The sequence below is a fragment of the Acetobacter sp. genome, from assembly GCF_047721705.1.
Classification (GTDB): Bacteria; Pseudomonadota; Alphaproteobacteria; order Acetobacterales; family Acetobacteraceae; genus Acetobacter.
The window spans coordinates 1-16,580 of record NZ_JBDNXK010000010.1; the positions used below are offsets into that span (position 1 = coordinate 1).

General features: G+C 57.8%; 17 protein-coding genes. 8 read left to right on the forward strand and 9 right to left on the reverse strand.

Annotated features, from left to right (window positions below; translation table 11 throughout):
* The first annotated feature begins 124 nt into the window (after positions 1–124).
* Both ABF824_RS02905 and ABF824_RS02910 read left to right on the forward strand, forming a co-directional pair.
* Positions 125–793: a hypothetical protein gene (locus ABF824_RS02905; RefSeq protein WP_415486333.1), complete on the forward strand. Its 669-nt coding sequence runs from the start codon at positions 125–127 to the stop codon at positions 791–793.
* A gap of 5 nt (positions 794–798) precedes the next feature.
* Entirely contained in the window at positions 799–1,440 is a 642-nt protein-coding gene (locus ABF824_RS02910) for a hypothetical protein (protein WP_415486334.1), read from the forward strand.
* Between the two features lie 165 nt (positions 1,441–1,605).
* Here the strand turns inward: ABF824_RS02910 and ABF824_RS02915 are convergent, their stop codons facing one another.
* The 3 genes from ABF824_RS02915 to ABF824_RS02925 all read right to left on the reverse strand — a co-directional run bounded on the left by ABF824_RS02915 (position 1,606) and on the right by ABF824_RS02925 (position 4,995).
* Positions 1,606–3,066, reverse strand: coding sequence for a mannitol dehydrogenase family protein (locus tag ABF824_RS02915; protein WP_415486335.1), 1,461 nt, complete (start codon positions 3,064–3,066; stop codon positions 1,606–1,608).
* 120 nt (positions 3,067–3,186) lie between these two features.
* Entirely contained in the window at positions 3,187–3,435 is a 249-nt protein-coding gene (locus tag ABF824_RS02920; RefSeq protein WP_415486336.1) for a GNAT family N-acetyltransferase, read from the reverse strand.
* Positions 3,436–3,486: 51 nt separating this feature from the next.
* Entirely contained in the window at positions 3,487–4,995 is a 1,509-nt protein-coding gene (locus tag ABF824_RS02925) for a sodium:solute symporter (RefSeq protein ID WP_415486337.1), read from the reverse strand.
* Between the two features lie 122 nt (positions 4,996–5,117).
* Between ABF824_RS02925 and ABF824_RS02930 the strand changes: the two genes are divergently transcribed.
* The 4 genes from ABF824_RS02930 to ABF824_RS02945 all read left to right on the forward strand — a co-directional run bounded on the left by ABF824_RS02930 (position 5,118) and on the right by ABF824_RS02945 (position 8,417).
* Entirely contained in the window at positions 5,118–5,402 is a 285-nt protein-coding gene (locus tag ABF824_RS02930) for a hypothetical protein (protein WP_415486338.1), read from the forward strand.
* Between the two features lie 83 nt (positions 5,403–5,485).
* Positions 5,486–6,532 carry a glycosyltransferase gene (locus ABF824_RS02935; RefSeq protein ID WP_415486339.1) on the forward strand — a complete coding sequence of 349 codons (1,047 nt, stop codon included), beginning with the start codon at positions 5,486–5,488 and terminating at the stop codon, positions 6,530–6,532.
* A complete protein-coding gene (locus tag ABF824_RS02940) occupies positions 6,532–7,725 on the forward strand; it encodes an O-antigen ligase family protein (protein WP_415486385.1) in 1,194 nt (397 codons plus the stop codon). The genes ABF824_RS02935 and ABF824_RS02940 overlap by 1 nt, the downstream gene beginning before the upstream one ends.
* A gap of 125 nt (positions 7,726–7,850) precedes the next feature.
* Positions 7,851–8,417 carry a NifU family protein gene (locus tag ABF824_RS02945; RefSeq protein WP_415486341.1) on the forward strand — a complete coding sequence of 189 codons (567 nt, stop codon included), beginning with the start codon at positions 7,851–7,853 and terminating at the stop codon, positions 8,415–8,417.
* A gap of 63 nt (positions 8,418–8,480) precedes the next feature.
* Here the strand turns inward: ABF824_RS02945 and ABF824_RS02950 are convergent, their stop codons facing one another.
* The 6 genes from ABF824_RS02950 to ABF824_RS02975 all read right to left on the reverse strand — a co-directional run bounded on the left by ABF824_RS02950 (position 8,481) and on the right by ABF824_RS02975 (position 14,305).
* Entirely contained in the window at positions 8,481–9,317 is an 837-nt protein-coding gene (locus ABF824_RS02950) for an aldo/keto reductase (RefSeq protein WP_415486342.1), read from the reverse strand.
* 102 nt (positions 9,318–9,419) lie between these two features.
* Positions 9,420–10,121, reverse strand: coding sequence for a nucleotidyltransferase family protein (locus tag ABF824_RS02955; RefSeq protein WP_415486386.1), 702 nt, complete (start codon positions 10,119–10,121; stop codon positions 9,420–9,422).
* Positions 10,122–10,180: 59 nt separating this feature from the next.
* Complete coding sequence (locus tag ABF824_RS02960; RefSeq protein ID WP_415486343.1) at positions 10,181–10,975, reverse strand: sterol desaturase family protein; 795 nt, start codon at positions 10,973–10,975, stop codon at positions 10,181–10,183.
* Entirely contained in the window at positions 10,972–12,132 is a 1,161-nt protein-coding gene (locus ABF824_RS02965) for an LptF/LptG family permease (RefSeq protein ID WP_415486345.1), read from the reverse strand. The genes ABF824_RS02960 and ABF824_RS02965 overlap by 4 nt, the downstream gene beginning before the upstream one ends.
* Complete coding sequence (locus ABF824_RS02970) at positions 12,129–13,391, reverse strand: LptF/LptG family permease (protein WP_415486346.1); 1,263 nt, start codon at positions 13,389–13,391, stop codon at positions 12,129–12,131. The genes ABF824_RS02965 and ABF824_RS02970 overlap by 4 nt, the downstream gene beginning before the upstream one ends.
* Positions 13,388–14,305, reverse strand: a complete 918-nt coding sequence (locus tag ABF824_RS02975; protein ID WP_415486347.1) for a metallophosphoesterase family protein — start codon at positions 14,303–14,305, stop codon at positions 13,388–13,390. The genes ABF824_RS02970 and ABF824_RS02975 overlap by 4 nt, the downstream gene beginning before the upstream one ends.
* Before the next feature lie 253 nt (positions 14,306–14,558).
* Here ABF824_RS02975 and ABF824_RS02980 point away from each other — a divergent pair, with 253 nt between their 5' ends.
* Together ABF824_RS02980 and ABF824_RS02985 are read left to right on the forward strand one after the other, a co-directional pair.
* Complete coding sequence (locus ABF824_RS02980; RefSeq protein ID WP_415486348.1) at positions 14,559–15,533, forward strand: diacylglycerol/lipid kinase family protein; 975 nt, start codon at positions 14,559–14,561, stop codon at positions 15,531–15,533.
* Complete coding sequence (locus tag ABF824_RS02985) at positions 15,527–16,534, forward strand: hypothetical protein (protein ID WP_415486349.1); 1,008 nt, start codon at positions 15,527–15,529, stop codon at positions 16,532–16,534. Before ABF824_RS02980 ends, ABF824_RS02985 begins: the two co-directional genes overlap by 7 nt.
* Positions 16,535–16,580 lie beyond the last annotated feature (46 nt).

A 16,580-nucleotide genomic window follows, 5' to 3' on the forward strand; every position in this document is an offset into this window, starting at 1 on the left:
ATGATAAGATCCTGCTAAAATCAATTTCTTATTTAAATTACTATCTCCCGATGCATACCTGAAATGTTCTTTCTTGCTCTATGAAACATTGTTTCAAAGCCTTTTCTGACAGATATTGTTTCCCATGTTGCACGCATTTAATCAAAAAGGTGTCCGACGTGTGCTGTGTAGTCGGCACAATGAACATACAAACAATAAAAATGAAGATGCCATTACATCCATGGTTTTTTCGCCGCTTTTCTTTATGCAGACAGAAGACGCGTGGTTAATTGTACAAGCTCTGCTTGAACCAGATGCACTATGTGATTACGGGACACGACAACCTACCGCACATGAAATCCGGTTATGGCCAGACGGACTGAAAGCTCAAGCGAGAAATGGCGATTATACTTCCCGCTGCGAACCTGATCTTGTGATGCAATTTCAGTTTGATGATATTCGTCCACTTATTATCACATGGGAGATGAAATGGACGTGGGTCATAGCCACGAATGAGTTATTGAATGAAATCGTTCGCGAACAGGAAGCTATAAAAAAAGCTTACCCTGCATGTGAAAGGTTGATAGTGGCCCTGACACAGATAGCTTATCCAATCCGGCGTAAAGGGATTGCAAATATACGATGGACTGATGTGCATCGCATAGCCAACCGCCTGAAATTAGAATCTATTGCAGCTCCTCTCCGGGAGTGGGGAAAGCAGGTAAGCCTATTCCTCGAAAAAGCTGAACAGATATCATTCTGCGGATTTCATGCTCTCTCGGTTGAAACAGTTAAAAGCCATCTCATGGAGTAATTGCAATGAAAGAATGTGATATTTTTAAATCATTTTTAAATTCTGACACTATTTGGAGAGAAGTGGAGCGCCTATCTGAAGCAGCGCCACAGATGTTTCATAAAGCTGGCTTATCTCTTGATTTGCAAGAAGAAGATTACGACGAAGCGTCTGATCAGGATATTATTGTTAGCAGTTCGGCCTATGCATATAAATTATTTCTTCCAAAAAGCAGAAGGCACAGAGGGTTGATGCTAGCATTTGAAATGTACCGGCCTGTCGGTCATTCGCCTTGGGAACACGCCCGGACAGCTCTGATAACGTGCGCCTACACGCCTGCATACAAAGATCTATGGAGTTTGCATATGGTGCTTGCGAACGAAAGTGGATATCCCTCTGACAATTACACTAGAGAAAACAGTTATTTATATCCGAATGTTCCAGAACTGGTGGTCTGGGGAAAAGAAGATAACACCGCTAGACGTTCAAAGGTTCTTTTGAACGAAACGGATTGGTTTTTTAGTGTTCCTCTCTTAATGATAGACAGCCGACAAGCATTTTCTAAAAAAATTGCCCAATCCTGCGCCGATTTACTGAAAGGGGTAGATCCAGCTATTGCTTTAGGTCACTCCAATGCTGTGCGTTTTAATGAATGGCGTAAAAAATAGAAAAATAGACTGGCCACGTGGAACAACAGACGTCACTGAAACCCAGAAAATCGATAGTCGGTAATTTGATGAGGAAATCTGACAACTCCTTAATAACACAACCCATCAAAAAGGGATCAAAGGGGCCGCACCCCTGTGTGGGGTAGGGGGGCAAAGCCCCCGACATCACCGTGCAGGCAACGCCGCCTTCACCCCCTTTTCCCGAATGATCTTGCGATTTTCGACCACTTTCTGATCGAGCGCCGCAGTATCCAGATCGCGCCAGGCATCGAAGGCGGGTAGACCCAGCGCCGTGGTGAAGTCGTCAGACTTTGCAAGCACCCACTGGGCATCTTTGAACGTCGGTTCGTTGGGCGTGTAGTGATCGCCCTTCTCATTCACGCCGCGCAGCATTTCGAGATAGGACGCCATTCCAAAGGCAATACGGGCAATATCGCTTTTTCCTTCAAGAGCTTTCCGAACCGTATCTGTCCAGAACACCTGAATCTTTGACGAACCATCGCCCGCGATACGCAATGTCTGGTCACCCACGGCCGCGTTGGAAAAACGGCTCAGGACACTATCCCGATATTTTTCAAGACTGACACCCGGTGGCGCCTTGATTGTGGGAATGACATCCTTGTTGAGGAAAGTCTCGACGTTTGCACGAAGATCGGCATCTTTTACCGCTTCATGCACATATTCGTAGCCCAGCAGCACAGCCGGGAAGCACAGCATAATGTGGGAAGCATTGAGCATCCGCACTTTCACCTGCTCATATCCCGTCACATCGTCCACGAACTGGACACCGACTTTCTCAAGTGCAGGACGTCCGTTAGCGAATCTGTCTTCCAGAACCCACTGATGAAAATCCTCGGCGACAACAGGAAGATCGTCGGGAAGACCGATTTCCTTGTCGAGCCTGTCACGGATTTCTTGAGAGACGGATGGTGTAATACGGTCCACCATGCTGTTTGGAAAAGCTGCGTTTTCCTTGATCCACGCTGCTAGTTCCGGATCGCGTGCTTTCGCATAACCGAGAAAAGCCTTGTGCGCGACATTGCCATTGTGGCGCAGATTATCACAGGACATCACGGTGAACGCCGGGACGCCAGCCTCGCGACGGCGACGAAGACCTTCAACAACATATCCGAAAACAGTTGATGGGTTTTCAGGATTTTTCAGATCGTTCTGAACATTCTGATTGTCGAGATCGAACTCATCCGTCGTTTCGTTGATATTATAGCCACCCTCCGTAATAGTCATCGAGACGATACGGATGGCCGGGTCCACCAGATGCTTCAGAACCGCCTCGGGGTCTTCCGGCGCCATGATATAATCACGCAATGCGCCGATCACGCGAACGGAACGCCCACCATCAGGCGCCACTTCCGTCAGCGAATAAAGACAATCCTGTTTCTGAAACTCTTCAGCTTTCTTTTTTGATCTTTCGCTGCCCGTCAGACCGACGCCAACAATACCCCATTCAGGGTCATCCTTGAGAATCTGATCGACATAGAAAGCTTCATGCGCACGAAAGAAATTTCCAACACCGAAATGAAGGATGCCGTTTTTTATCGTATTGATATCGTAGTTCGGACCCTGCACGCCCTTCGGAAGACTTTTCAAGATCTCTTTTGTAATCACAAATTCTCTCCACTCATAATGTCGCTCACATTTTTCCCTTTCATTTATAACGCAAAATTGAAAACATTTCAAAATGTGAAATTCTTTTCAATTTCACGCCTACAAAAAACATCATTTTTATTAAGTGTTTTTTTCAATCCATCTCGTCGCAAAAGAACAAAGCGAGACAACCTTCAGCCCCTCTGAAGACGCGACATCGCATGCATGCCGGACAAGGGCGGACCCAACGCCGCGTCCGCCCAGTGCTGAGGGAACTTCCGTGTGCTGAATGAACAGCGTCCCGCCTGCACGCCTATAATCCAGAAAAGCGCGGCACCCATCGATTTCGGTCTCGAAGCAGTGCTGAGCCTGATTATCGTGAATATCCATAGAAAATCCCCCAGTGCGATACAGGCGAGAACATATGGAAAAGCTGGAAGTTCAGGAGGCTTCCCTTTTTGCACGCAATTTTTTGCGCCACGCCTCCAGCGCACTGAGCGGCAGCCCTACGCTGAACGTAACGGCCACACCCATCGGCACAAGCCACGGAAAGGCAATCGTCTTCCCGCCCGGATGCACGAATGTAATGAGCAACGCCATCACAAGGACGGTGGTGAAAAAAGCGATCATGGCCACAGGTTCGGAAACCTTGCGGCAAAGCAGCCCCAGCAGGAAGGCTCCCAGCAGCGCGCCGTAGGAATATCCGGTGATCTGGAACCCGAACAGCAGAACGGATCGCGAGGACGAGGAAAACGCGCATGCCACAGCAATCAGTGCAGCCGCCCATAGCGCCGTCACGCCCGATGCCACGGCACGACAGGAGGGCCGCGTCACGCCGAATAGATCGGTAAAGGTGGATGCCGTCATGGCGTTGAGCGCGGAAGACAACGACCCCATTGTGGCGCTGATAATCCCGGCCACGAGAAGCCCTGACAGACCGGGCGGCAGATCGCTGACGATGAAACGGGGAAACAGCTCATCTGGGGAGCTCAGGCCAAGAGTTGCCAGTGGAGCACCGCTGGCCCGTGCCCAGAGAAACACCCCCACCAGAGAAAGCAGGGCAAACAGCAGCGTCACAACCACGGCACTTCCCACCATCGCCCGTTGCGCATCGCGCAATGTGCGGGCGGCAAGCGCGCGCTGCACCATCAACTGGTCCGTGCCATGCGACGCCATCGCCAGCACGGCGCCGCCTATCAACGCGGTCAGGGGCGCGTAAGGACTCGTCAGCGCGGGCACATGCAGCGCGAATGGCAGAAGATGACCGGAAGCGGGCAGGGCGGCAAGCTGTTCGGGAGTAAGGTGGCGCCACAGCAGAGCGGCGCACAGCGCGGCCCCGGCCGTATAGAGCAGAAACTGCGCTGCATCGGACCAGACCACGGCGCGCAGGCCGCCGATAGCCGTGTAAAAGGCGGTCAGCACTGTCAGTCCCAGCAGAACGGAGAACGGCGACAGCCCCACTCCATGCGCGACCAGCAGGGCGCAGATGGGAATGGTGGAGGCAAACAGCCGCACCGCCTCCGCCAGCAGACGGGTTAAAAGAAAGGTGACGGAAGCCAACCGCTGCATGCGTCGGCCAAACCTCAGCGCCAGATATTGATAGGCGCTGGCAAGGTCGCCCCGCATGTAAAGCGGCAGAAGATAGCGGGCGACGACAAGCCGGCCGAGTAGATAGCCTCCGCCCAGACCGACAAACACCATCCCCTGCCCGTAAGCGATACCGGGAACGCTGATGACCGTGAGCGTCGAGGTCTCCGTGGCGACGATGGACAGGCAGATGGCCCATGCGGGCAGACTGCGATGGGCGTCCAGCACATCCTCTGGCGTGCGGCTCGCGTGACGCCTGCCGGGCAGAGCGCCCGAAAGCTTCAGTGAGCCGAGTGTGAGCGCTACCAGCCAGAACAGGATGACAAGCGGATCGAGCAGACGGAGCAGGAGCGGCACAGGCATCTCGGATCTGGAAGGAGCAGACGGTTTCAGTCTGCCGCATTACCCCGTTCCGGGACATGTCATCCACAGAAACATGATCGTAACGATTGCGTCCGACCGAGTGATGCTTTAGCGGCGAAAGAATGATGAGACCATCCCAGCTCCGCGAAATGCCGCCGAATTTCCCCCAGCGCCCCAAAGGCAGGAAATGGAAGCTCTATGTTCTGCTGACACTGGCGCTCGTCTACGGTGTGGGCTGGTGGTGGGCCGCCGGCATCGGCCGCCCCTTTCTGGAGAGAGTGCGCATTCCGGTGAAAGTGGTGCCCTGGGCGATGCGGGTCCACGCACCGCCTCTGCCCGCGCCGCAACTCGAGACGCCACCTCCCGTTGTCATCCCGCTCCCGTCGATTGGCGGCCATAAGCCATGACCCCCCCTCTGGAGCCTCCCGTCCGCCTGTCGTAATGTCGCCGGGCTCCTGACGAAAACGACAGACAAGGCCGCGTCCAGACAATGCATACGTCCCCCCTGACCATCGTTCATGTTGGCGCCTTCATGACCGGGCTGCGCGTGGGACCAAAGCATGCCGTGCAGATCAAGATATCGAACGGCCTGATCCGTCGCGGCCATCTCGTGCTGAATTTTTCCGATCGGGATGTGGCGCGGGCCTGTTCTCCGTTTGGCAGCCGCAAGTTCGGAAGGCGGGGCGTCAACAAGGCGTTGTTGGCTTTTTGCAAACAGCAGCGGCCCGACATCCTGTTACTTGGCCATGCCGACATGATCGACAGTGCAACCCTGATGGAAGTGCGTCATGCCGTGCCCGGCGTGCGCATCGCCCAGTGGAATGTCGATCCCCTGTTCGAGGAGGATAATGTCCGCCGGATTCAGGGCAAACTCTCCGTGGTCGACAACACGTTCATCTCCACGGCTGGCAAACCGCTGGACGCCATGCGCGCAGGTAGCCATGCGATGAGCTTTCTTCCCAACCCGGTCGATCTCTCCGTGGAGACGGGACGGGCGGATCTGGCGCGCGATCTGGCCTATGATCTGTTCTATGCCTGCGGACATCCTTCCCGTCCCCTCCGCGAGATCTGTGGGCAGGAATGGAACATGGACGAATTTATCGGTCTGATCGGGAAACGCCTGCCGAACCTGCGCATGGCGCTGGGCGGGATCGGCGGCAGGCCGCACCTGCATGGCGCGCGCTATCAGGATATTCTGGAATCCAGCGCCGTTGGGCTGAATATTTCCCGCCGTGCCGATTACCCGCTCTACACGTCCGACCGTATTGCGCATCTGGCGGGCAATGGCTGCGTTGTCGCGATCGAACGCGCCACCGGTTACACGGACTATTTTTCCGAAGACGAGATGCTGTTCTTCTCTTCACTTGATGAGCTGACCGATAAGCTGGGTCGGTTTGCCGCCGAGCCTGACCTCCGGATGAGAGTGGCGGAGGCCGGTCGCGCCCGTTACGTCGCGCGCTTCAATGAGCAGGCCGTGGCGCAGTTCATGGTGGATGTCATCATGGGCGCGTGTGCACCGGAAGACCTTCCGTGGTGATGTCCGCCCTCCCCACACCACGTGGCCTCATGCAGTTGTGGCGTAACGACCGGCGCTCCCTTCTTCATGAGCTTCTGCTCCTCCTGATCGGGCTGGGGTTCCTGTTCCCGAACGAGCCGACATGGTCGGACCTGTTCTACGTCGGCATCATGCCGCTGTTCTGCTGGTCTGCATGGAAAGGCGATTTCCGCTCCGCCGTCGCCAACTGGCCCGGGCCGCTGGTGGCCGGAGAAGCCCTGATCGGGGTGTTTCTGATCAGCATCCTGCTAAACACGCATTCCCTTTCAACACTGGGCCTCAGCACTTTCTGGGTCTGGAACATTCTCTGCACCGGCCTTTTCGTCTTTCTGCTGACGGATGCGTTCGCCATGACCCGCGCCTTCCGGCAACGCCTGATGCAGGTGATGATCGGCTGCGGCGTGGTGAATGTGTTCATCGCCCTCGTGAAACTCTGTTTCGTTCCGCTGGAATGGCAGGGAGATGTGCTGCGGATGCAGGGCTGGGGGCTGACCCGTCACCCCATCCTTGGGGCCATTATCATGGGCAGCGTAGTGCTGATGGCGGCGCATCGCGCGCTTTCAACGGCGCAACGGCGTTACTGGGTGGCCGCACTGGTAACGCTTGGATTCATTGTTCTCACCGGCAGCCGTGGCCCGCTTCTCAGCGTGCTGGCAGGGCTGGTCGTGTTGATCGGGATGAGACGCCCTCAACTGATGCTGATCCTGACGGGGGCCGCTCTGGTTCTTGGCGCCGCGATCTGGTTTCTGCATGGCGGCATCATTTCCCAGGTCGTCAGAGAGCAGTTCGAGCGCGGCGACTCGCATCGTTTCCGGATATGGGCACTGTCGTGGCAGCATATCGAACAGGCGTTCTGGTTTGGTCACGGCCCCATGTGGAAGCTGGCCCTGCCGGGCGAAACCTTTCCCCACAACCTGCTGCTTTCAACATGGCTGTATGCTGGCCTCATCGGCGTGCTGGCTCTGCTGACCTATCTGTGCACGGTGTTCAAAAGCCTTTTCACAACTCCTGACTACGATCAGGAACGACCGCTCTGCCTCGCGGTGCTCGTCCATACTCTCCTCAGCGCCATGACCGATTTCGGTCAGGTGATCAAAGGCCCCGCACCCATGTGGTATATCTTCTGGCTGGCGACCCTGTTCGCCGCGCATATCTCCGCGCGGCGGCAGGCCTGATATTCCTTAAAGGGCTTGTGTTTCGGCGTCGGCTGGCTCATCTCCACATTTAATACAGGACCGCATGTGTCCTCTTTCCCAGTTCGGTCTCCACCGGCTGACACGACGAGCGAAGGAGAAAGCTCTTGTTCATCGAAACCGAAGGCACCCCAAACCCCAACACGCTGAAGTTTCTGCCGGGCCGCGACGTAACGGGCGAACCGGGCACAACAATCGATTTCATCGACGCGGATGCCGTGCATGGTCGCTCCCCGCTGGCGGAAGCGCTCTTCGAACTGTCCGGCGTTGCCCGCGTGTTCATGGGATCCGATTTCGTCTCCGTCACCAAGGCCGATGACGCCGACTGGGCTGACCTGAAGCCCCGCGTGCTTTCCGCTCTCGTCGATCACTTTGTCTCCGGTCGCCCGACTGTCGAACAGGGCGCTGCCGTTCTGGAAGACCCCGTGCAGCCGGGAGACGAAGAGATCGTGACCCAGATAAAGGAACTACTGGAGACCCGGGTGCGCCCTGCCGTGGCCAGCGATGGCGGCGACATCGTGTTCCGTGGCTATCGCGACGGCATCGTGCGTCTCAGCATGCAGGGTGCCTGCTCGGGTTGCCCTTCCTCAGGCGCGACGCTGAAGCATGGCGTGGAAAACATGCTGCGCCATTACGTGCCTGAGATTGTTTCCGTGGAACAGGTCGTGGACTGAGCCAAAGCTTTATGACGGTTCTTTTCGGCTCCCTGAATGGGCGCTGAAAAGAACCGTCCTTCTTCAGGCGCCTTCGTGAGTCGCCGGATCCTGCCCCTTGATGCGGCCATCCGGACGCGCCAGCGTGGCGATTGATTTCATGTCCTCATCCGTGAGGGAGAAATCAAAAATGTCCTTGTTTTCCATCTGCCGTTTGTGATGGGTGGCTTTGGGAATGGGAATTGCATCCAGCTGATGGTGCCAGCGCAGAACGATCTGCGCGACGGATTTTCCGTGTTTTTCAGCAATCTTTTCAAGAAGCGGATTTGTCAGCAGATCGCTGGCGCGCCCCAGCGGGCTCCATGACTGCGTGACAATACCATGCTGCTTATTGAAAGCCCGTTGTTCCGCCTGCGGAAAATAGGGATGCAGCTCGATCTGATTGATGCTGGGCAGAACGCCAGTCTCTTCCTTGAGCTTCATGAGGTGTTCAGGAAGAAAATTGCATACGGCGATTGAGCGGACATATCCCCGCTTTTTCGCTTCGATCAGCGCTTTCCATGCCTCGACATAGAGACCCTGCTTCGGGTTTGGCCAGTGGATGTAATAGAGATCGAAATAATCAAGCCGGGCGCGATAGAGAGATTCCTCGATCATGACGATGGCTTCGTCAAAATGATGATGACGGCCGGGAAGTTTTGAAGCAATGCGCAAATGTTCGCGCTTGTGACCACTCTGCCGGATAGCCTCCCCAAGGGCGCCTTCGTTCTCGTAATTAACGGCGCTGTCCAGCGCGTGATAGCCCGCTTCGATCGCACTTTTCATGCTCACAACGCCAGCTTTTCCATTCAGCTTGTATGTTCCGAATGTAATGGCAGGAAATGTCAGGCCATCGCCAAGCGTAATACTGGGAATAATCATGTGCGGGATATTCCTTTATATCAAGGGAACGAAAAGAACCTTGTCCTGACATTCAACCGCGACTGGAACGAATGGTTCCGTATCCTTCCGAACAGGGAAAGATTACGCGTTTTCGTCCATAATATGACTGACAAGTTCGAGATCGGCAGGTTTATCGACATCCACCGCTGCCAGGCCACTTGGCAAGGATACGAACTTCGCCTGTGCACCCGTCAGTTTTCGGATTCTGTTCAACAGAGCTGTCGTATCCAGCTGCTTGGTGAGAAAACGCAATAAAATTGAAGGACCGAGCAGCCATCCCATCCGCAACGGCTTCTTGCGCTCCTTCTCGATGCGCTGCCAAAGCTGCGCGACCCTGATGGAAACCGGCGTGCGGAACAGGAAAAGATTACATCCCGAGAAGACGAGATCGGAAAGTCTTATGAATGTACGGGCAGTATCAGGAACATCCCGCCGCACGGCCTGTTCCGTCGCCACGCCCACGGCGACATCCGCAGTGCCTGCATCATCAAGGAAGGCATCGATCCATGCCGGTTTCAGCAACGGATTATCCGCCGTTGTCACCAGCAAGGGCGTGCCATAGGCCCGCATCGCCGCCAGCACACTGGCGCTCGGTCCCTGCGCCGCTGGCATCGTCTCAACACCGTCTGGAAGAATGCCTGATAAAACTGAAGGATTTTCAATACAGACTACAATCCGCCCAACAGACGGAGTAGCGCGCAGAGCCTCCAGCACATGCAGGATCATGGCCTTCCCCGCGATGGGGATCAGAGCCTTGTGGGAAAGACCGGCTGCGACAGCCATCGGGTCCGCCGCCCCTTCACGGGAACCGGCGAGAACAAGCGCTGTCAGCGGAGAGTCGTTCACGCGGCGCTCTTTTTCTCGCGGGACGCAGTGGAGCGCGCACCATCGGGCCGATCACGAGGCGGCGCGCCGGTCAGTTTCATCACCCACGGATACCGCTTCGCCTGCTCTACGGTGTAGCCAAGATTGAACACGCTCGCGCTGCGGGGACGCGCGCGGGCCTCCTCGTAAAAGGAGCCGAACACCCGGTCCACCACATAGCTGGTGATGCCGTAATTGCCGTCCTCATCATGGAAGTGATGCAGGACGTGCCATGCCTTCATCCGCTGAATCCACGCCGCCTTCGGTTTGTAATTCAGGTGCTGGATGCAGTGAAAGAATTCGTAAATACAAGTGATCGTCACGCCAGCGCCGAAAGCCGTCGCAGCAGCGCCCCAGCCACCGATCAGCCAGCCGACCGGAATGGTGACGGCACCAATGGTCGGCAGCGTCGTCGCCGGTGCACCGAACAAAACATCCAGCAGATGCGGGTCCTGATGGTGATCGAAATGGATGCGCTTCCAGAGCGACGCGGTCCAGCGGGACTTGTAGAGCCACTGTCCATGCAGGATCCAGCGGTGCAGCGAGTACCACACGACCGGATAAACCAGCATGACGGCGAGGATGGCGGTGGCCGTGGCGCCCCAGCCGGCGAAGAAATACGCGCTGAGAATGATGCTGACGCCGATGAGCAGGAAATACAGCAGGATCGTCGGATAGGTGAGATAGGCGACCCAGAGCTGTCGCAGATTCATCTTGCCGAGATCGAAGCTCCGCCCGGACCGGATGGTCGGATTCCGCAGGGTGCCACTCATTTGTCTTCGTTCCTTAACAGCGCGGTGCCAGCGGCCAGTGCGAAGATGATGAGGCCGGGGACAGTTGCTACCGGAGCGGGGAGGATGCCTGCGTTACCCATCGCGCGGAACATGCCCTGCACAACGATGAACAGCAGTCCGGCGCCAAGGCACCAGACGGGCAACCAGCTTTTGAGTCCGGTTCTGGGAGGTATATAAATCACCGGCATCGCTAATAAAAGCATGACGATGAAGGAAAGCGGCCGGAGAAACCGCTCGAACAGGCTGGCGCGCAGATAACCCGGCGCCTGATTGCTGACGGTCTTCCCGTTCAGGGTCTTCAGAATCAGACCTGAAGTCAGAGGGGCCGAATCCAGCGAAAGACGTAGCATTTCCGTGGGGGCGAACGGATTGGACCACGGCGCTTCCGGCACGTCCTTTTCCACGGCGGTGGTGTCGAGTTCGGCAAAGGAAACCGCCACGCAGTGAATGCGCGACAGCAGCCAGCCATGCGCACTGTGCCACGCACGCTCGGCATGCAGTGTGCGCAGGATACGGCCATCGTTGCTCAGATCGTACAGCGCAACATCGAATGCTTCGTTCCCACCATCGGCAACATAACCCACATGGGCCAGCTCTTCCGCCGTGGCGGGCGCATCGGTGCCGGGTATCTTGCAGACCGATGCTTCCGACGCAGGCAGATGAAACCAGAAGGATCTGCCGTCGGCAGGCACCAGAGCGGTTCGGTTCCACCATGCCGCAAGCGCCAGTTCCGACCGCGGCGTAACCTGATCCTCCAGCACCACGCCGAACAGGCCGATCAGCAACGTGACAGGCAACAGCTTCCGGACAAACCCCCACGGTGACAGACCGGCCGCCCGCAGAATGGCGATTTCGCTGGAAATCGTCATCTGGGTGAAAAGAACCAGACCACCGATCAGAACACTGAGCGGGAGAGCCGTCTGCATCATGGCCGGCAGATGCAGCACCATGTAGGTCAGCACGCCCTTGACGCCGAGATGGCGCTTGAGGATGGGCGTCATCTGCTCCATCAGCGCCAGAATCTCCATCAGCGCGATGATGATGCCGCAGCACATCGCCGTGCGTGTGAACAGCGAGCGCGACAGATAACCAACGAGAACGCGCCTTGGTCCACGCGAAAGGGCGGCCTCCGTCATGCCACGGCTTCCGGACGTTCACGCCGGGAAACCCGACGGATGGGCAGTATCTGCGAACGGAACATCAGAAGAATTGTGCATCCGCCGCAGAAGACGATGGTCGGCAGCCAGACCACCAGAAAGGGAGAAGCCTTGCCATTCGCGACAAGACTTTCCCCGAGCTGGAGCAGATGGTCATACGTAACGAGCACCAGCACGGCGACGGCCAGCCCGGCGACGCCCCGCTTGCGTTTGCCGATGATAGCGAGGGAGACGGCCAGAACGGGAATGAACGGGATCGACAGGCTGCGGGCCAGCCGGAAGTGAAACTCGGCCCGCATGCTGGGAAGAGAAATATCGGCAGGGCTGCTCACTGACGCATCCATCTGTTCCAGCGTTTCCTCGGCGGCATCCTGCGCCGACTGCTTCCTGACCGCTCTGATCTTGCGGGCCAGTTCGGGGGACGTAAGCTCCCGTTCGTCGTTCCCACGATCTCGGAAGGTGGTCTTGCGCGTCTTGGTGATGAGACGTGTGGCGTGATCGAAGGTCGTGACAGTCGGCTGCACGCCCGGTTGTGTCGTGAGGATGGAACCGTTGAACAGCTCGATCTGCACCTCCGCGTGGACGGGGTCCGTTCTCAGCCGACCGTTTCGCGCCGTGATGTCCCGCTCTTTTCCCTCGCTCAGATCGCGGATGAACACACCCGTCAGACGGGAGCCGTCCTGATCGACATGACGGGCGGTCAGCATCAGGTTCTGGGACGGTGTGGCAAACATGCCGGACTGTAGAACGGGAGCCCAGCCCGCATGGCTGGCGAAATATAGCCCCTCGCGAAACTGATAGCGCGCGTGCGGCTGGATGAAGCCGTAAAGCAGGATCGACATGATGCCGATGAACGCCCCCACTACGGCGAACGGGCGACAGATACGAACGAGCGCCACACCGCTGCTCATGAGGGCGTCGATCTCATCGCCTTCACTCATCCGGCGGATGACGGTGAACACCGACACGCAGAGCGCCGCCGGAAGAGCCAACCCCAGATAGTGCGGCAACAGATCAGCGAGCAGGCTGAGCAATGTGCCGACCGGACTGGCTTCCGAAGCCAGTATGTTCAGCAGGACGAGCAGCCGCTCCAGCAGAAGGGCGAGCAGCACGACGGATATGGCGATCAGAAAAGGCGGAACGGTCTGTGTGAGCAGATAGACGTCGAGCGTGGAAGGACGCAGCCAGGCAGGCAGCCACGCCATCGGCGGCGTGTAATGGTCATTCCTCTCGGTCACGACGCATAGGCTCCGATGGCTTCACTCCCCTGCATCGGACGCACGAACTCATGGGTTCGCAATGTCCGCATGCAGTAGTCGCGTGAGAGACGACGCTCCTCAACCGAGAGCGTCCAGCCAGTTCGCGCGACATTCCTGTCAATGGTGATCCGGTTCCAGCCGGCCGCACGATTCATATGGCGACATGGCCGGTGAGACGCGGACGAAACGCCGATCACCGGGATCGAGGAATCCGCAAGCCTCGTGACCGTGCCGTCGTGCGAATGCCCGTGAAGGATCATCTCGGCTCCAGCGGCGCGGACAACCTCTCCGAAGCGATCAATGTCCCACAACCCCTTGCGCCAGCTCACCATTCCGAGCCTTGGCGGATGATGAATCATGACCACACGGCACAATCCGCGCTGTCCGGCGTCTCGCAGCATCGTGCCCAGCTGGACCAGCTGACGTTCGCCCACCCAGCCGGCGGCAAAAAAGGGCAGCGTGGGAACAGCGGAACTCACGCCGATCAGCGCCACGTCGCCCACAGTCAGCATCACGGGCGCATCAGCCGCCGCCATGCCGCCCTCGCTTTTCCACACGCCGGGTCCGCTCTCCCAGCGTGTCCTCACCAGCGCGTCATGATTGCCGGGAATGACAGCGCGCGGCGCCGAGAAACGGCCCAGCCACTTCCGGGCCGCCCGACATTCCCTGTTCGTTCCCAAGTTGGTGAGATCACCAGTGACGGCCACCGCGTCGGGATGACAGGCCTCGATATCCCGAACGACCATCTCAAGCGGCGCACGCTGATGAATGTAACGGCGGTTGGCATGCCACGACAGAAGACTCAGGGCGCGTTTACCCAGCAACTCCCGGAAGGACGGCAGTGCTTCGAGAGGCAGATGCGGGTCGGACAAATGCGCCAGAGTGACTGACAAAAGGCTGTTTTCCTTGCCTGACTTCGAGCGCGGCATATTCCGGACCGACCGCTCAAGCATTGCATCGATCTCTCAAACGGCGCACCCGATCAAGAGGGCTTTCCTTCACTTATTGAGGCAGCACTGTTACGAAAAGCCCCAAAAATTGCGCATCGGACAATGTGACAATCGCGGGTCAGACGTCTATATCACGGCCCTTGATCCTAGCAGGGGCCGTCCACAGCGGCCGCATCAAGAAAGCGGACCCTACCCATTGTCTGGACGCATTGCTCTCATTCACAACCCGCGCAGCCGCCGCAACACCAAGGATGGGGGTCAACTGATCCCGGAAGCGCGTGCAACACTCGGCCCTCTTTTCATCTGTCCGCCTAACCGGGCCGAACTGTTTCAGGCAATCGAAGAACTCGCGAGACAGGATATTCGCGTCATCGGCGTGGATGGCGGAGATGGCACGGTCAGCGATGTGCTGAGCGCCGTTCTGGCAACCTATCCGAAAGACCGCCTGCCCGCTCTTTCTATCTTCCCGTCGGGTAACACGAATCTGATCGCCAACGATATCGGCTGTCATCTTCGTGGACTGCCCGCCCTGTCCGCCCTGCAACACCGGCTGGCGACCGGCACATTGCTTGACGATGTCTGCTACCGCCACCCGGTAGTCGTCTCGTGGTCCGATCCGGAACGCCAGCCCGTCGCGGGCATGTTCTGTGGACTGGCAGCCTTCACGCGGGCCATCGAACTCGCCCATAACCCGGCCATCCTCCGCCGCTATTCCCACGACACCGCTATTTTTGCGACCATCATGTGGGGGCTGAAGCGGTTCCTTCAGCGCAACACGCGGCAGACGTGGCTTCAGGGTAGCCCGATGATAGTGACGAAGGATGACGGACCACCGGATTCCCGCGCGCGCTTCCTGTTCCTGTGTACAGGCCTGCATCGCCTCTCACGCGGTGTCTGGCCCTTCTGGCTGGATGACGCGCCACGCGGTGGCCTCATCTATCTCGATATTCTGAGCAATCCGCCCGGACTGGCCCGTAATATCCTGTCCGTGCTGCGAGGCCGCATCTCGGATCGCCTCCGGGAATCAAAAGCCTATCACAGTGGCATGTCGGCGAAGATCACGATCCAGACTGAGGATCGACTGGTGATGGACGGAGAACCGCTGGACACCGGACCGGACAACACGATCCATCTAACGGAGGGGCCACGGATGGCCTTCGTGCGATGCTGAATCAGGAAGCCGCCAGACGGGCCGCGGCTATTGTCGCGCGCACGATCACTGGCGAGCTGACCACGCCGGTTCCACCCGCCCTGACGGCCTTCGTCGAGAAAATGGTCGGCACCGCCCGTCCTCTGGGCGTGCTGTTCTATGGCTCGGTCGTGCGTGCGCTGACCGCCGATGATGACGCAGCCGCAGCAGCGCTGACCGAAGGCGTGCTGGATTTTTACGTCATCGTCGAGCGCCAGTCCGACTGGCCACGCGGCTGGATCTCACGTTTAGCAAACCGCCTGCTGCCGCCGAATGTCGAGTATCACGAGCATACCATCAACGGCATGACGCTCCGGGCCAAGGTGGCGATCCTGAGCCTTGACCAGTTCCGCCGTCTGACACGTCCGCAAACCCGCGACACTACCATATGGGCGCGCTTCTCCCAGCCGGTACGCCTCGTATGGGTCCGCGACGAGCCTGCGGCCGACGCGCTCCTGCGCTGCATCATCCGGGCTGTCGGCACTGCGGCCCACTGGGCGGCGGAACTCGGCCCCCCCCAGGGAACACCGGAACAGTACTGGACCGCACTTTACCGCGAGACCTATGCAGCAGAACTGCGGGTTGAAAAAAGCAACCGCTCCAGAACCCTGATCGCTGGCAAGGATGCCCGCTTCTCCCAACTTCTCATGGCCTCGTGGACGGCGGAAGGAATGGATGCATCCCTTATGCCCGATGGCGAACTCGTTCCCCACATTCCGCAAGCCCGGCACAATGCAGCCCTGCGCCACTGGTCTCTGGCGCAACGGCTCGGGCGTCCGCTCAACGTCGCGCGTCTCCTCAAGAGCGCCTTCACCTTTACGGGCGGGGCACAGTATCTGGCATGGAAAATCAAGCGCCATAGCGGGATCGACGTGCCGCTCACCCCCTTTGCCGAGCGTCATCCGATCCTGTGCGCCCCCGCCGTCCTGTGGCGGCTGGCACGCAATGGCGTTTTCTCCCGTTCGTCCCCACCATCATCCTGACCATCTGGTCAATATAGGCATCTGGGAAACCGCGACGCTTTCCTGT

What these genes read in the sequence shown, in the direction of transcription:
- ABF824_RS02950 (WP_415486342.1), bottom strand. Translation starts at nt 9,317, where the DNA reads ATGATTATTCCCAGTATTACGCTTGGCGATGGCCTGACATTTCCTGCC.
- ABF824_RS02960 (WP_415486343.1), bottom strand. Translation starts at nt 10,975, where the DNA reads ATGAGTGGCACCCTGCGGAATCCGACCATCCGGTCCGGGCGGAGCTTC.
- ABF824_RS02930 (WP_415486338.1), top strand. Translation starts at nt 5,118, where the DNA reads ATGATGAGACCATCCCAGCTCCGCGAAATGCCGCCGAATTTCCCCCAG.
- ABF824_RS02905 (WP_415486333.1), top strand. Translation starts at nt 125, where the DNA reads ATGTTGCACGCATTTAATCAAAAAGGTGTCCGACGTGTGCTGTGTAGT.
- ABF824_RS02965 (WP_415486345.1), bottom strand. Translation starts at nt 12,132, where the DNA reads ATGACGGAGGCCGCCCTTTCGCGTGGACCAAGGCGCGTTCTCGTTGGT.
- ABF824_RS02940 (WP_415486385.1), top strand. Translation starts at nt 6,532, where the DNA reads ATGTCCGCCCTCCCCACACCACGTGGCCTCATGCAGTTGTGGCGTAAC.
- ABF824_RS02925 (WP_415486337.1), bottom strand. Translation starts at nt 4,995, where the DNA reads ATGCCTGTGCCGCTCCTGCTCCGTCTGCTCGATCCGCTTGTCATCCTG.
- ABF824_RS02920 (WP_415486336.1), bottom strand. Translation starts at nt 3,435, where the DNA reads ATGGATATTCACGATAATCAGGCTCAGCACTGCTTCGAGACCGAAATC.
- ABF824_RS02955 (WP_415486386.1), bottom strand. Translation starts at nt 10,121, where the DNA reads ATGGCTGTCGCAGCCGGTCTTTCCCACAAGGCTCTGATCCCCATCGCG.
- ABF824_RS02935 (WP_415486339.1), top strand. Translation starts at nt 5,486, where the DNA reads ATGCATACGTCCCCCCTGACCATCGTTCATGTTGGCGCCTTCATGACC.
- ABF824_RS02910 (WP_415486334.1), top strand. Translation starts at nt 799, where the DNA reads ATGAAAGAATGTGATATTTTTAAATCATTTTTAAATTCTGACACTATT.
- ABF824_RS02985 (WP_415486349.1), top strand. Translation starts at nt 15,527, where the DNA reads ATGCTGAATCAGGAAGCCGCCAGACGGGCCGCGGCTATTGTCGCGCGC.